The following is a 14836-nucleotide window of genomic DNA, read 5'->3' on the forward strand; positions in this document are numbered from 1 at the left end:
GAAAATGAAACTTAAAATCGTCTCGCCTATGGGGCAATTTTTTGAAGGTGAAGTAGAAGGCTTTGTCATCAATACAAAAGAAGGACAACAAACAGTATTAGAAGAACATATCGATTTCCTAAGTTTCTTTGACTATAGCGAAATTGTTATTTTAGATGATGCTGCATCTGAACCAATTTTTGTTGCACTAGGTTATTTACATCTTGTTCAAAATGAAGCGAATATTATGGCTCAGTTTGCATCAAAAGATTCTAAACAAGCAGAACGAATTTTTAAGAGAATAAACAAGCGAAAACAAACAGAGAGCAGGGGATCGAATGGCGAGCGGATTTTTTGATACAATACTGCTGATTTGCGGCTTAATGCTTACTTTCTTTCTAATTCTACTCTTGATTCTTACTGTTATTCGTCATTATTTATCAAAAGAAGGTGTTGGACTAGAGCGAATTAAGCGCTATCAGTTATGGCACGATCGTTACAAGTTAGATGCAGAAGTGACAGCTTTTCTTATTATCATTAGTGCAACGTTTTTAGTTTGTTTACTAACGGTACAAATACCTGCAATTCCTTTTCAATATACTGCACTAATATTTTGGAGCAGTTGGTTATTCCTTCCAATTTCACTTTGGAAAAAAATGCGAGCACCGCAAAAAGTATCTAAAGAAATAGTACAAATTATTGGTGTTCTTTTAATTACAGGTATTTACTTTGCTGGTTTTTACGGAATGAGAGCTCTCTATATTTTATCTATAAATGTTACAGAGTATTCATGGGGTATCCAGTTTGGTGTAAGAATTTATCTAGTTGCCTTTAGTCTTTTAGTTGCTGGTTTTGCTTTATTCTTATGGCAACGTCTATACGTGAAGTTACTGAAATAAAAAAAGTGCCCGCCCAAAAAATGGGTGCTTTTTTTTAGCTTTAGATATACATTCATTAAAAATGATATACCAGTAACAAATTAAGTTACGTTTTTTGAGCAAAAAGGATTGCACAATATAATATAAAGGAACCAACCTTCATTGAGCGGGTTGGTTTTTTAGTATGTCAAAACGGCTAGTTGCTTTATTTAACAAAATGTATAATTAATATCGCGAACTATCAATTCAAAAGGAGTTTTATTAGACTTGTAGTTTTTGTAAAAATTTATTTCGAATTATGTAAATTGTGGAAGTGCTTACATGGCGGTAACATGATGTTAGGGGCAGGCCTTCTAAATCATTTTATCGCAACTAGTATAAAGGGGTGACCGAAATGTTAAGTGGCAGAATGATACTAATCATAAAGTATTTAGAAGGCAAAAGTGAGTCAAGTATTCGTGATATCAGTAAAAAGCTAGAAATATCTGAGCGAAAAATCCGATATGATATCGATAATATTAATGACGCACTAACGCTAAACCAATTAAAACCAATTTTAAAGGAGGGAAAAGGAAGATTAATTTTACCAGTTGATTTGGTCAAATTAGTACGGGAGGAAAACGAAGCGTATATATTTACCCCGCAAGAAAGAATTCATATTTTGCAGTACTTACTATTTTTCAATATTAAAAAAGTGAATTTAGAACATTTAAGCAAATGGATGGGTGTTTCGCGGACAACCATAAAAAAAGATTTATTGCTTTTGGAAGAAACTCTTCAAAAAATAAACCTTCAATTGGAGTATAAGCAAGGATACATTTTGAAAGGGAATGAAAGCGTTATTTTAAATGAGCGCGTTCGGATTTTACGTGAGTATATTGATTTGATTCAAAATGAAAATAACGAAACTAATCTTTATAGTAAGCGGATGTTGAGTGAGATAAAAATTTCATTAAAAGAAATTGATCTAAATGGAGTGAATAAATGGTCCAAGCAACTGCTAAAACAAATGGGTTGGGTCCTTAATGATGAATCATATTATTGGTACTTAGCAAATATTTTAGTTTTTTGCTGGTATATAAAAAATAATGTCGAAAATCCATTAAAAGACACTAAGTTAGTGCTTCCGATATTTAAGCCACAACTCATTCAAAGTATGGAAATGATTTTGGATTATAAGTTCACACAGGAACAGTTAAATATTTTAGTGGGTTTTGTGTTCTTCACGAATAAGTATGCAAGCTTAAATGAAGAGATGGACTTGATTACAACTGAAACATTAGTAAATTCACTTATAAATGCAATGAGCGAAGAACTAAATTTACCATTTCTAGAAGATGCTATTTTATACAAAGGTCTTTTAAATCATGTAGCGCCATTGATTGAGCGAGTGAGGAAGAATGTGCAAATTTATGAAGATACTTTTGATGTTATTCCAGCAGAATTTTTATATGTTTTTCATGCAACGAGTAAAGCGATTAAAACGATACCAATACTAGAAAAGGTTGAAAATGAAAATGAGATTTCCTTACTTTCAATTCACTTTTTAGCAAGTATTCAACGGAATCAACGAGAAGAAAAGCAGCAGGTATTACTAGTTTGTGGTCTAGGATACGGAGCAATCGCTATGATGAAAGATACGCTTAACAGTGAATATCAAATTGCGTTTGTTGCGACTATTCCAGAATATATGTTAAAAGATTTTACGTCTTGGGAAGCAGTAGATTTAGTTATTACAACTGCCAAAATGGATACGCCTTTGCCAAAACCAACTATCAAAGTAAATCCAGTTTTAAAAGAATGTGATTTTGTGGAATTGGAAAAGCAAGGTTTAAAAAAGAAAAACATTTTAACTAGTTATTTTGCTATTAATAAGCGACTTAGTTTTCTAGAAAGTTCTGTTAAGCAACAAGTAATCAGCGTAATCAAAGAAGAACTAGGTTACGGGCATGTGAGTATCCCAAATCGAAAACTAGGATTAAGTGACCTCATCGGAACAGATGCCATTCGGATTATCTCGGAAAAAGCAACTTGGCAAGAAATAATTCAGTCTGCTACGAAGTTACTCTCAGATAATCAGTTCGTTCATCCTGAATATGCAAATAATATCATTGAAATACAAGAGGAATTAGGCTTTTATTCAGTGAAAGATGAGGAATTTGCTTTATTTCATGGAAATGATAGTAGTTTAGTTCAAATGAACAGTATGGCACTGCTGATAAGTAAACAACCCATTATTTTTGGTACTAAACAAGCGAAAGTGGTTTTTATTCTTGCAAGTAAAGATAAAAAAGAGCAGATTCCAGCGATTATCACATTAACAAAAATGACCTATCAAACAGACTTTATTTCACAGTTAGAACAAGCGAAAACGCCTATCGAAGCAGACCAGATTATTAAAAAATATGAGGAGGAGGTTAGATAGTATGAGCATGAAAATCGATTTCTTGTCCATTTCTAATTTAGAAGTGAAAACGAAAGAAGAAGCCATTCTAGCATTAGTAGATGTGTTAGATCAAGCCAACTATTTGGGAAATAAAGAACTTTTTGAAAAAGATATCTTAGAAAGAGAAGCAACACTTTCGACATATATTGGGCATGAAATTGGCTTACCCCATGCCCAGAGTAGTGGTGTAGAGCGTCCTTGTGTAGTGATTGGAAAACTAAGTCAGCCAGTAAGATGGACGACAGAAGATGAATTCGTCCAGTTGGTTTTTTTAATTGCAGTTCCAGAAGAAAATGAAGGCAATTTACATTTAAAAGTGCTTTCCAAGTTAGCAAGATTATTAATGCATGATGATTTCCGAACGCAATTAAGTGAGCTTGACGATGCAGCAACAATGGCTTTACTAAATAAAAGTGTGAAGGAGAATAACTAAATGAGAACACTTAAATTTTTGCAGAAACATTTGATGACCGCCACTTCTTACATGATTCCATTTGTCGTAGCAGGGGGGATACTTTTCGCACTATCCGTTATGTTAAGCGGACAAGCAGCAGTACCAGATGCAGGTTGGCTTGCAAAATTAAATCAGATTGGTGCAGCTGGACTGGCACTTTTTGTTCCAATTTTAGGTGGTTACATAGCATTTAGTATGGCTGATAAACCAGGGCTTGCACCGGGGATGATTGGTGCATATTTAGCAAATGAAATTGGTGCAGGATTTATTGGCGGGATTGTTGCTGGTTTCCTGGCAGGTTTTGTAGTTAATCAGTTGAAAAGAATCAAATTATCGACTTCGATGAAAACATTAGGATCCATTTTTATTTATCCGCTTGTCGGCACATTGATTACCGGGGGAATAATAGTTTTCCTCATTGGCGAACCAATTTCTGGCTTTATGGATTGGATGACAAGTGCCTTAAATAGCTTATCAGGTGCGGCGAAGGTTCCACTTGGAGCACTGCTTGGAGCAATGATTTCCTTTGATATGGGTGGTCCAGTCAATAAAGTAGCAGCAACATTTGCGCAGACACAAGTAGATACGCTTCCCTACTTAATGGGTGGTGTTGGTGTAGCAATTTGTGTACCGCCACTAGGACTTGGAGTGGCAACATTACTTTTCCCTAAAAAATTTACTCGTGTAGAAAGAGACTCTGGTATTGCGGCTCTAATTATGGGAAGTGTGGGAATAACGGAAGGTGCCATCCCATTTGCAACAGCTGATCCGTTACGAGTTATTCCTTCCATAATGACCGGAGCGATTGTTGGGAATATATCGGCGTTCTTATTTGGTTGTTTGAATCATGCACCATGGGGAGGGCTCATTGTACTTCCGGTAGTAGAAAATCGGATTGGCTATGTCATTTCGATTGCCTTAGGTGCCGTTGTAACAGCTATTATGTTACGGATATTGAAAAAAGATGCAACGGAACTGGATGAGGCACTGGAAGAAGGTCAAGAAATTGATGATTTAGATATTAATTTTGAAGATATTTAGAAAGGATGATAATTAATGAAAATTGTAGCAGTAACATCTTGTCCAAGTGGAGTGGCGCATACGTATATGTCAGCAGAATCACTCGAACTTTCTGCAAAAAAAATGGGCGTTACTATCAAAGTAGAAACACAAGGCTCTTCAGGAATTGAAAATAAATTAACTGCTAAAGAAATCGAGGAAGCAGATTGCGTCATTATTACAAATGATGTGGAAATTAGAGAAAGTCAACGTTTTAAAGGTAAAAAAGTAGTGAAAATGAGCGTTTCCGATATTATTAAAAAATCTGACGCACTTATTAAAAAACTACAAACAATGTTTTCATAAAATTAAATTCTAGGAGGAACAAATAATTGAAATTACCTATTAAAAAAGCAGTCGAATCCCTTTTAAAATTACAAACAACCGGAGATAGCGCAACACTTATTGGCGTTGGTCCAATGTCACGAAATTTACTACAAGCTAGTTTTGAATTAGCGAAAGAAGATGACTATCCATTAATGTTTATTGCAAGTCGAAATCAAGTGGATGCAGATGAACTTGGTGGAGGTTATGTGAATGGTTGGAATCAATTTAGTTTTATTGAAGCCATTAAAGAAGTTGCGGATGAAGTAGACTTTGATGGATTGTACTATGTCTGTCGCGACCACGGAGGCCCTTGGCAACGTGATCAAGAACGAAATGAGCATTTACCTACAGAAAAGGCAATGGAGCTTGGTAAGCAGTCGTATGTAGCTGATATTGAGGCGGGATTCGATTTACTGATGATTGATCCAACGAAAGACCCGTTTGAAGTTGGTAAAGTAATCCCACTGGAAACGGTGTTAGAGCGCACAGTGGACTTAATTGCCTTTTGTGAAGCGGAACGGAAAAAGCGTAATCTCCCGGAAATTGGCTATGAAGTAGGAACAGAAGAGACAAACGGCGGGCTAACCTCTACGGAAACATATGAAAAATTTATTATTCAACTGAAAGAAGAACTTGAAAAACGTGATTTGCCATTACCAACTTTTATTGTTGGTCAAACGGGAACTTTAACACGGAAAACAGAGCAAGTTGGACATTTTAACTTTAAAAATGCGTATGATTTAGCACAAATGGCGAAGAAATATGGCGTTGGATTAAAAGAGCATAACGGTGACTATTTGGATGATGTGACGCTTCTCGAGCATATCCCATCTGAAATTACTGCAACGAATGTAGCGCCACAATATGGTACAGAAGAAACGAGAGCATACTTAAAACTAGTGGAATTGGAGCGGAGATTAGCAGAAAATGGCTTAATTAAAAACCCTTCAAATACACGTGAAGTCTTACTCGTACAATCTATTAAGAGTGAACGCTGGCGCAAGTGGATGCTAGATGGACAAAAAGATATTACCGTTAATGAAATTATGCAAGATGACGAACTATCACTGGAAATACTAGACATCGCAGGTCATTATACATTTAATGATGCCGCTGTTAAAAAAGAAATAAATACTTTATATGCTAATTTAGCAGCCAATAATATTGATGGTAAGCGTTTTGTAATTGACCATATCAAGCGCCCAATTCGCAGTTACTCTGAATGTTACAATCTAAAAGGCGCGACAACAAGAATTAAACAATTAGCTAAATAATACGAGAAGAGTCTGGGCTTTTTGCCTAGGCTCTTCCTCATATTGCGTTTTAATGGTAGAGTAAGAGAAGCGGCTATTTTGTAGGAGGGAAACATGATTAATCTGATTTTTGATATTGATGATACAGTATATGATCAATTAAAACCATTTGAAGATGCTTTTAAAACCGTTTTTGGTGATGAAAGCAAACTAGAAATCGAAAATTTATATATTAAAAGTCGTTTTTATAGCGATGAAGTGTACCACCGGGTTGTAGATGGGGAAATGCCAAAAGCAGAAATGCACATTTACCGAATTACGCAAGCATTAAATGATTTTGATTACCAAATTACCAAAAAACAAGCAGAAATGTTCCAACAGGTTTATGAAAATAATCAACGGAAAATCACGCTTTTACCAGGAATAAAAGAAGTTCTTACGTGGGGGAAAAGCAGGAATGCGATGATGGGGATTATTACGAATGGACCAAGCTTGCATCAACAGCATAAAATAAATGATTTATGTATAAATGACTGGATTCCAGCTGAAAACACTTTTATTTCTGGGAAAATTGGCTATGAAAAACCAGATAAACGTTTATTTGCGTTAGTAGAAGAGCAATTAGGAATGATTGGTTCAAAAACGTATTATATAGGAGATTCTTTTGAAAATGATGTAATTGGGGCAAAACAAGCAGGATGGAATGCAATTTGGCTTAATCGACGTAAGCATCTAACACCGAAAGACGCACTCTATCAACCCGAATATTCTGTTACAAACGAAGAACAATTACTTGCTTTATTACAAAAATTAACTTGATTTTTTATGAAAACTTCTTTCATTATTTGAAAGAGGTTTTTTCTTTTGATTGACAAATAAAACAAAAGGAGATATTATAGATACATTAAGTCTTTAATTAAGAAGGTGAGATAATGAAATACTCAAAAGCAACTAATTATGCGTTACATACGATGGTATACTTAGCTAATTTATCTGCTGAAAAGACGGTAGGTGTGAAAGAACTTGCTATCAAACAAAATGTATCACCAACCTACCTTTCAAAAGTGCTGACGATGCTCGTAAAAGCTAGTTTTATCGAGTCAATAACTGGAGTAAATGGCGGATATAAATTAGCAAAACCAGCAAATGACATCAGTTTTTTAGACGTTATTCAAGCGATTGAAGGGAAAACAGCTTTCTTTCATTGCGACCCTAAAAATCATGCCGAAAGTAAGCCACATTGTTTAATTGGAGAAGTCATGGACAATGCCGAGCAACAAATGGAAGCTTATTTAAGTGAACAAACTATTGGAAGTATTGTCGTAGAAATCGAAAAACATCATCATTAAAGGAGTGGGAAAATGAATCATCACCATAATCATCATCACAATCACCACGGAGAAGCTGGTTTTAAGCGAAAAGTCGATTATTTAGACCGTCCGGAACGCAAGGAAGTTTTGTCTCCGGAAGCATTTATCCAAGCAATGCCAGTGGATAAAGCAGACACTATACTGGATTTAGGTGCAGGAACAGGTTTTTTAACAATTCCAGCTGCAAAATTAGTGGATAATACTGTTTTTGCTTTAGACTTGGATCCACAAATGTTAGCACTTATTCAGCAAAAAGCAGCAATCGAAAATTTAACAAATGTGGATGTTTTAGAAGCGAGTATGGAGGAAATTCCGTTAGAAACCGGGACAATAAATATTGCACTCGCATCACTCGTACTCCATGAGGTAAGTTCGTTAAGCAAAGTTTTAAATGAAGTGAGTCGAGTGGTAAAAGCGGGCGGTTACTTCGCTTGTTTAGAATTCGATACAATAGGAACTGAATTAAAAGGTCCTCCAATGGAAATCCAGATTACAGCTAATAAGTTGGAACAGGCACTAGCTGATGCTGGCTTTGAAGTCGTAAAAAATTGGAACCTTCCAGAAGGCATGTATGTAACTATCGCCAAGAAAAAGAGATAATTGCTGGCGAGGTAAACAGGGAAAGATTGATTTAAGACAATTGTTTTAAATCAATCTTCTTTATTAGTTTATTTTTCTAAACCTTTACTCATAATAATGTCTATTTGACGATCATCCCCCATGTAAAAAGCATGTTTCCCCTCTGCGCTAAAACCCAATTTTTCATAAAATTGAATAGCGTTTTTATTTTGTTCCCAGACACCTAACCATATTTTTTCTACATGTGTTTCTTTTGCGATTTTTAAAGCTTGGGTAAATAATTCCTTTCCTAATCCCTTTTTTTGATATGCTTTTAATAGATAGATGCGTTCTATTTCAATAGTTTTGCCTAGTATTTCTTCTGTTTGAGCTTCTTTTAGATTTAATTTTAAATATCCGGCGATTGCTTCTTGGTCATAAATAAAGTAAAAATAGGAATGCGGATTATCTAATTCTTTGCGCAATTTTTCTAAGGTAAAAGTTGATTTTAAGTAGGTATCAATATTTTCTGGTTTATTTTGTGCTCTAAATGTTTCATCAAATGTTTTATAGCTTATTTCTAATAATGGTTCTAAATCCGTTATTGTGCATAAACGTATCATTATTTTTCCTCCAACAATTAATAATTTCTTTTATTTCCTTTTTTTACATATAGCCAGTCATCAGCAATGTTATCTTTTACTTTTTTAAGTGCTAGTGAGAGCGCATTTATTTCTGACTCATTAAACCCTTTTAAGGCAATTGAATTGGAATGTTCATTTTCGCGAATAATTAGGGGATATAACTCCTGTCCATATTCGGTTGGAAATAGTAATTTATTTTTTTTATTGTTTTTATCAGCTTTTTTTATAATAAGTCCGTTTTTTTCTAAATTTTTAATGGCTCTAGAAGCAGTTGCCCGATCGATTTTTAGAATATCAACTAATTTTTCTTGAATAATACCAGGATTTTCACAAATTCTAACTAAATAAACAAATTGCCCTTTAGATAGATTTAATTCTTTAAATTCTATATTGCTAATCGAGTCCAGCGCGCGAGCAATAACCCCTATATCTCTTAAAATATCTTTCATTGCGAGCCTCCTTTTTATTGCGTTTGCAACAAAAAGAGTATAACACATTAGGGAAGTGAAAGGAAGTAGCTATAATAAAATGACGCTTTAGAGGTAAATAAAGTTAATTTGCCAAAAGGATAATCCTACTTAAAATACGCCCCTAAAGTCCAAGTGGAAGATACTGACTTTAGGGGCGTAGATATAATGAAAATATATTTAGTTAATTAAATCGAGTGCTTTTTTTAAACTTCTCACTGTTTATTGTTTAGTAATCTATAACTATAGTTACTGTAAGCGGGATGTTTATAGGCTTTTTAGTACTCTATTCTTTATCTTTTAAATGATGTCCTTCAATATCGAGTGAAGGGAGAATTTTATCTAGCCATTTTGGCATATACCATGTAGCTTTTCCAAAGAGTTTGGAGATGGCTGGAATGATTGTTAGACGGACGATAAATGCATCAAACAATACACCAAAGCCAAGTGCGATACCAATAGATTTAATCATAGGATCTGGCGCAAAAACGAAACTGATGAAAACAGAGAACATGATTAACGCTGCGGCAATAATAACTGGACCACTTTCTCGTAAACCAGTTTTGATGGAGTGGGTATTGTCTTTCGTTAGGGTGTATTCTTCATGAACACGTGACATTAGGAATACCTCATAATCCATCGCTAGTCCAAATAAAATTCCAGTTGCGATAACAGGCAGGAAGGCGAGAACTGGTCCGGTTGTGCTGATACCGAATAAATTACTAAATACTCCTTCTTGCATGATTAAAGTTGTGAAGCCAAGTGTTGCCGTTAGAGAAAGTACAAAGCCAAGAACGGCAGTCAAAGGAATCAGTAGTGAACGGAACACAACTGTCAATAAAATAAATGCCAACACAACGATAACACTTGCGAAAACTGGAATTGCATCGTTTAGTTTTTGTGACATATCTATATTAATTACGCTTTGACCGGTTACTTCTAAATTAATATTATATTTACTGTCTGTAGTTTTTGCGTAGCTTCTGAGATCGTGAACGAGTTGCGTTGTTTTATTATTTGTAGGCCCAGTCTTTGGAATAACGCTAATTAGTGCGTAGTTACCAGATTCACTAGGCATTGGCGGTGTGACGATTGCTACATCTTTTATATCAGATATATGATTAGCAACTTCCGTTAAATGAGCCGCACTATCATCCGCTCTAATATCTGCTAAAATAACTAATGGTCCATTAAAGCCTTCACCAAATTTATCAGATAAAATATCATATGCTTTTTTCTCTGTGGAATCTTTTGGTTTAGACCCATTATCAGGAATTCCAAGTTCCATTGAACCAAATGGTATGCTTAGTCCACCAAGTAAAACAACTGCAAGTAAAAATGCGATAAGTGGCTTTCCAACAACGAATTTCGTCCAACTATTTTCATCTTTTTTATTCTTTTTATCTTTTTGTGGCTTGATTTTATTATGAAAGATGCCGATGAATGCTGGTATTAGAACTAATGCAGAAAGAACAGCAAATAATACGCTGAGTGCTGAGGCAAGTCCCATAACAGTTAAGAAGTCAATACCAACAAGTGATAAACCACAAACAGCAATAATAACGGTAATTCCTGCAAATATTACTGCACTTCCAGCTGTTCCGGTTGCAAGACCGACAGCTTTTATGTGATTTTTTTCTGTACGGATGATTTGACGATACTTAAATAGAATAAATAACGCGTAATCAATAGCAACTGCGAGACCAATCATAACAGCTAGTGTGAGTGTAACATTTGGCATTTCAAAATAGTTGGAAATAATGGCGATAATACCAATACTCGTACCTAGACTGAGAATAGCAGTGATAATCGGCAATCCAGCGGCGATAACTGATCCAAAAGCAATAATTAGAATGACAAGGGCTACGACGATACCAATTGCTTCTGATGAACCGCCAATATCCATTGGTGTAATCATAACGTTTCCAGTCAATTCTGTTTGCAAGTTTTTATTATCCATATCTTGAAGCGAATCTTTGACTTTGTTTATGGATTCTTCATTGACAGCTAAAGCATTGACGCTGTAGCTAATATCAGCAAAAGCAGTTGTCATATCTGGGCTGATTGTTTTTGCTTCATAAGGATTTGCAATAGCATCTATCTTAGGATCATTTTTCTCGATTTCAGTTAATACCTCTGTGATTGCTGCTTGGGATTCCGGCGTTAAGATGCCTTGCTTCTGTTTGCTTTTGAAAACAACACGAATGCTCCCTTTTTGACTATCTTGTTTAAACTCTTCCTCGATTTTATTTGATGTATCAAGTGATTTTAGGCCATTCATTTTGATATCGTCCGTAAAATTAACACCTTTGATTGCTAATACCGTGACGATAATTCCTAAAATAATAAACCAAGAGAAAATGGTTTTCCATTTATGTTTAGCGAATGTTTGTCCTAGTTTGTAAAGTAAATTTGCCAATTAGTTGTTTCCTCCTCCAATTCAAGCTATTATATTTATAAGCATACAGTGTATATTACATGAGTATAAGCGGAAAAGTAAGCACCAGATTGTATATAGTGTATAGTTAAGCGACATTTTAGGGGATGTGTAGATGAATCAAACAGATTTGCGTGTACAAAAAACAAAAAAAGCGCTTTACACAACGCTTTTAGAATTACTTAAAACAGAAAAATTTTCAAGTGTTACTGTAAATAGTATTTGTAAACAAGCCTTAATTCATCGAACCACTTTTTATAAACATTTTTTGGATAAATATGATTTATTATTATATGTTTTGCATGAGCAGTTTCAAGACTATTTTGCATTAGATATTAAAGCACGTATTAAACATCCATTTCAGTCAGGTTTTGACACAATTTATCAAAATGTAGAGCTTATTTTAGAAAAACAAAAGGATGATGAATTTTTCTTAAAAACAATGGCCACTTTTTTCTTTACGGAGTTTCAGAAAGATATAGAGGCAAACATGGATAAGTTAAAATTGTCCGATGAAATCCCAGCTGAGTTATTTACTTATATTTATGCTGCTAATTTGGGCGCAATTATGTATTGGTCTCAACAAATGCCAACACCAGCAGATTGGGCGCATATGGATAAACTTTTTAACGCTATTTTAGCAGTGGAGATTGATTGGTAGAGGTATATATATAAAGTATTATGATCTCTCTTGCACATATTTTGACTGTTTTAAGTTTTTATAGGTGCCCAATTTATAAGAATAAAATGTTACTATAAAAGGTATATAAGTGAGTTTCCTAGCAGAATTCAACCATGTTAGAAGCGTGTAGAGAATTGGAGTAATGAAAATGAGACAAATTCCATATTTATCGAGTAACTAATTATTTTGTATATGGGCAATCTATTTACGCTTCCAAAAGGTTTCATTTAGTACTTTTAATAATCTTTTTTATCTTCAAAAAATAAGAACAGGTGAAAATGAACAATAGAAGGAGTGGCTTACTTGATTATTACCTTATCGATTATTGTTGGGATAGTTATTGTCATTTTTATCGCGTTATACCTTATTATTGCGACTGCAGTGAAAAAAGCGAGCAATACAAACTGGGAGGAGACTAACGCTCTCGTCGTTGCTAGCAGATTCACTAGCCGAACATTAGGAAATGAAATATCACGTGCACAAGGCGAGACCGACCGTAGAGTAGAGCTAACAGTAAGGTTCAAATTACGAGATGGAAGTGAGTTTGAAGAGAAAAGATGGGTAACTATAAAGACTAAACATAGCTCATGGTTATATGAAAACAAAGTAGTTACAATCATGTACGATACAAGCAATCCAAAACGGTTTAAAATTAAAGAATAAGCAAAATACAGCTATTAACAGAAAATCATACAACTATTGCTAAAATAAATCGTATATTGATAAACTCGTTTGCTCTTTTTTATGAAAAATATATCAAGCCAAAATCGCTGGCACTGTCATGTTTACTAGAGATAAAACGTGATAAAGATAATAGTACTAAGCGAAAAGTTGAATGAAATCGAAAAAATTATTCTTAGTATTGCACTTGACATAGAATCATTCAATATCATACTGTCGTCACAAATTCGTAGTGAAAATTCTCTAAAATATGTTGAATTAAATAGAAAAAATCATCTTTTATAAGCCGGATTTGTAGAACCGTTTTATAAAAGATGATTTTTTTTTAACGAATTGATAAAACGGAGAAACGGTTATACAAACACTATACTTGAAACGTTTGATATCAAAGCGTTTAAAGCTGTTCACTCTTTGGCTGTGGCAAAACCGTGGCAAATTATTTAACTTCTTTTATTCCGTAAACGCTTGATATTATATTATCTACATGTCTAGATTCTTGTTGTTCCATTTCGTCAATTATATGACTGTATGTTTGTAATGTAGTTGTAATTGAATTATGCCCCAAGCGCTTCGAGAGGTATTTAATATTAACGTTCTTAAACAATAATAAAGATGCGTGCGTGTGTCTTAAAGCGTGACTTGTAATCGAAGGAGTAATGCCGCTTTTTTCGCAGAATTTTTTTAAAGTCTTATTAACGGCATTGTTACTAACTACTTGAAAAGAATCGAAACTGCAAAAAACTAGATTGTGTTTGTTTCGAATGTTTTTCTTCAACTCGAATTTAGTTTGCTCTAATTTTATTTCTCGTAGTAGTTCAATTGTCTTTTCATCAATTGTAATAGATCTCTTGCTAGAAAAGTTTTTCGTGTCACTAAAGAACTTAGTATATTTATAATCCCACGTTTTATTTATGATGACACTTTTCTTTTCGAAGTCAACACAATCCCAAGTTAATCCTAACGCTTCGGAAAATCGACACCCGGTAGCTATTTGAAAGAAGATGATATTCCTTGATGTATATTCAACTTTGTGTGTATTCATCAAATTTTTAGTCAGGATAATTAATTGTTTTTCAGTTAAGAATTTCTCGCTTTCTTTTTGAGTTGGGGCGTTTCCTATCGCCCGAACGCGATACGTGGGATCTTTATATATTACCCCTTCTTGAACAGCGTCTTTTATACAAGCGCGCATATAAGTATGTTTCTTTTTAACCGTTGCAGTTGCTCTCTCTTCGCCGTATTTATTTAAAACTTCTTGATACTTTTTTCTTGTTAAATTTTTTAACTTTATTCCATCGAAATTTGCTTTAACAAAGTTTAGCGTGCTATTTATGTCAACGTCGTTTTCGATGCTCAATTTACCTTTTTTATAGATTTTAAACCATTCCTCGAAATAATCAGTGAATAAAGTTTCTCCTTCATCTAAATGAAATCCTTTGCTTAATTTGTTCTTTATTGCGCTTTCGGCAAGTTGAGCTTCCTTTTTAGTTCTATATTTTTTGTCGCTATTTATACGCCCGTATTTTCCGTTTTCTTTTTTAAAACTTATGCGGTATGACCAGTAATTTTCGCGTTTATAAACAGCCATTGAGGCACCTACT

General features: G+C 34.4%; 16 protein-coding genes. 12 read left to right on the top strand and 4 right to left on the bottom strand.

The window, feature by feature from the left end:
• Positions 1 to 4: 4 nt before the first annotated feature.
• From HCJ45_RS04380 to HCJ45_RS04425, 10 genes are all read left to right on the top strand, one after another.
• Entirely contained in the window at positions 5 to 337 is a 333-nt protein-coding gene (locus HCJ45_RS04380; RefSeq protein ID WP_185344755.1) for a F0F1 ATP synthase subunit epsilon, read from the top strand.
• Positions 318 to 878, top strand: coding sequence for a hypothetical protein (locus HCJ45_RS04385; RefSeq protein WP_187124170.1), 561 nt, complete (start codon positions 318 to 320; stop codon positions 876 to 878). The genes HCJ45_RS04380 and HCJ45_RS04385 overlap by 20 nt, the downstream gene beginning before the upstream one ends.
• 373 nt (positions 879 to 1251) lie before the next feature.
• Positions 1252 to 3282: a BglG family transcription antiterminator gene (locus HCJ45_RS04390; RefSeq protein WP_187124171.1), complete on the top strand. Its 2031-nt coding sequence runs from the start codon at positions 1252 to 1254 to the stop codon at positions 3280 to 3282.
• Between the two features lies 1 nt (position 3283).
• A complete protein-coding gene (locus HCJ45_RS04395) occupies positions 3284 to 3736 on the top strand; it encodes a PTS sugar transporter subunit IIA (RefSeq protein WP_187124172.1) in 453 nt (150 codons plus the stop codon).
• On the top strand, positions 3737 to 4798 hold the full coding sequence (locus tag HCJ45_RS04400; protein ID WP_187124173.1) for a PTS fructose transporter subunit EIIC: 1062 nt from the start codon (positions 3737 to 3739) through the stop codon (positions 4796 to 4798).
• Between the two features lie 15 nt (positions 4799 to 4813).
• Complete coding sequence (locus HCJ45_RS04405; RefSeq protein WP_003718767.1) at positions 4814 to 5122, top strand: PTS fructose-like transporter subunit IIB; 309 nt, start codon at positions 4814 to 4816, stop codon at positions 5120 to 5122.
• Between the two features lie 26 nt (positions 5123 to 5148).
• Positions 5149 to 6417, top strand: coding sequence for a class II D-tagatose-bisphosphate aldolase non-catalytic subunit (locus tag HCJ45_RS04410; RefSeq protein WP_185380535.1), 1269 nt, complete (start codon positions 5149 to 5151; stop codon positions 6415 to 6417).
• Between the two features lie 93 nt (positions 6418 to 6510).
• Entirely contained in the window at positions 6511 to 7215 is a 705-nt protein-coding gene (locus HCJ45_RS04415; RefSeq protein WP_187124174.1) for an HAD family hydrolase, read from the top strand.
• 113 nt (positions 7216 to 7328) lie between these two features.
• Positions 7329 to 7745, top strand: coding sequence for an Rrf2 family transcriptional regulator (locus tag HCJ45_RS04420; RefSeq protein ID WP_111143625.1), 417 nt, complete (start codon positions 7329 to 7331; stop codon positions 7743 to 7745).
• A 12-nt stretch (positions 7746 to 7757) separates the two neighbouring features.
• Positions 7758 to 8366 (top strand): class I SAM-dependent methyltransferase, encoded by a 609-nt coding sequence (locus tag HCJ45_RS04425; RefSeq protein WP_187124175.1) that lies wholly within the window; start codon positions 7758 to 7760, stop codon positions 8364 to 8366.
• Between the two features lie 68 nt (positions 8367 to 8434).
• Here the strand turns inward: HCJ45_RS04425 and HCJ45_RS04430 are convergent, their stop codons facing one another.
• The 3 genes from HCJ45_RS04430 to HCJ45_RS04440 form a co-directional block, all read right to left on the bottom strand.
• Positions 8435 to 8947, bottom strand: a complete 513-nt coding sequence (locus HCJ45_RS04430; RefSeq protein WP_187124176.1) for a GNAT family N-acetyltransferase — start codon at positions 8945 to 8947, stop codon at positions 8435 to 8437.
• Positions 8948 to 8964: 17 nt separating this feature from the next.
• Positions 8965 to 9417, bottom strand: a complete 453-nt coding sequence (locus HCJ45_RS04435; RefSeq protein WP_187124177.1) for a MarR family winged helix-turn-helix transcriptional regulator — start codon at positions 9415 to 9417, stop codon at positions 8965 to 8967.
• Between the two features lie 304 nt (positions 9418 to 9721).
• A complete protein-coding gene (locus tag HCJ45_RS04440; protein WP_187124178.1) occupies positions 9722 to 11854 on the bottom strand; it encodes an MMPL family transporter in 2133 nt (710 codons plus the stop codon).
• Between the two features lie 133 nt (positions 11855 to 11987).
• Between HCJ45_RS04440 and HCJ45_RS04445 the strand changes: the two genes are divergently transcribed.
• A complete protein-coding gene (locus HCJ45_RS04445) occupies positions 11988 to 12533 on the top strand; it encodes a TetR/AcrR family transcriptional regulator (protein ID WP_003718775.1) in 546 nt (181 codons plus the stop codon).
• 324 nt (positions 12534 to 12857) lie between these two features.
• Entirely contained in the window at positions 12858 to 13217 is a 360-nt protein-coding gene (locus HCJ45_RS04450; RefSeq protein WP_187124179.1) for a DUF3592 domain-containing protein, read from the top strand.
• A 454-nt stretch (positions 13218 to 13671) separates the two neighbouring features.
• Here HCJ45_RS04450 and HCJ45_RS04455 read toward each other — a convergent pair whose 3' ends face one another.
• The gene (locus HCJ45_RS04455) at positions 13672 to 14823 is read right to left on the bottom strand and encodes a tyrosine-type recombinase/integrase (protein WP_012951296.1); all 1152 of its coding nucleotides are present in this window, start codon (positions 14821 to 14823) and stop codon (positions 13672 to 13674) included.
• Between the last annotated feature and the right edge of the window lie 13 nt (positions 14824 to 14836).

This window comes from Listeria immobilis, from assembly GCF_014322845.1.
In the GTDB taxonomy this organism is placed as follows: domain Bacteria; phylum Bacillota; class Bacilli; order Lactobacillales; family Listeriaceae; genus Listeria; species Listeria immobilis.

Coding starts and splice junctions, on each gene's coding strand:
- HCJ45_RS04380 (WP_185344755.1), top strand. CDS start 5: ATGAAACTTAAAATCGTCTCGCCTATGGGGCAATTTTTTGAAGGTGAA.
- HCJ45_RS04385 (WP_187124170.1), top strand. CDS start 318: ATGGCGAGCGGATTTTTTGATACAATACTGCTGATTTGCGGCTTAATG.
- HCJ45_RS04390 (WP_187124171.1), top strand. CDS start 1,252: ATGTTAAGTGGCAGAATGATACTAATCATAAAGTATTTAGAAGGCAAA.
- HCJ45_RS04395 (WP_187124172.1), top strand. CDS start 3,284: ATGAGCATGAAAATCGATTTCTTGTCCATTTCTAATTTAGAAGTGAAA.
- HCJ45_RS04400 (WP_187124173.1), top strand. CDS start 3,737: ATGAGAACACTTAAATTTTTGCAGAAACATTTGATGACCGCCACTTCT.
- HCJ45_RS04405 (WP_003718767.1), top strand. CDS start 4,814: ATGAAAATTGTAGCAGTAACATCTTGTCCAAGTGGAGTGGCGCATACG.
- HCJ45_RS04415 (WP_187124174.1), top strand. CDS start 6,511: ATGATTAATCTGATTTTTGATATTGATGATACAGTATATGATCAATTA.
- HCJ45_RS04420 (WP_111143625.1), top strand. CDS start 7,329: ATGAAATACTCAAAAGCAACTAATTATGCGTTACATACGATGGTATAC.
- HCJ45_RS04425 (WP_187124175.1), top strand. CDS start 7,758: ATGAATCATCACCATAATCATCATCACAATCACCACGGAGAAGCTGGT.
- HCJ45_RS04430 (WP_187124176.1), bottom strand. CDS start 8,947: ATGATACGTTTATGCACAATAACGGATTTAGAACCATTATTAGAAATA.
- HCJ45_RS04435 (WP_187124177.1), bottom strand. CDS start 9,417: ATGAAAGATATTTTAAGAGATATAGGGGTTATTGCTCGCGCGCTGGAC.
- HCJ45_RS04445 (WP_003718775.1), top strand. CDS start 11,988: ATGAATCAAACAGATTTGCGTGTACAAAAAACAAAAAAAGCGCTTTAC.
- HCJ45_RS04455 (WP_012951296.1), bottom strand. CDS start 14,823: ATGGCTGTTTATAAACGCGAAAATTACTGGTCATACCGCATAAGTTTT.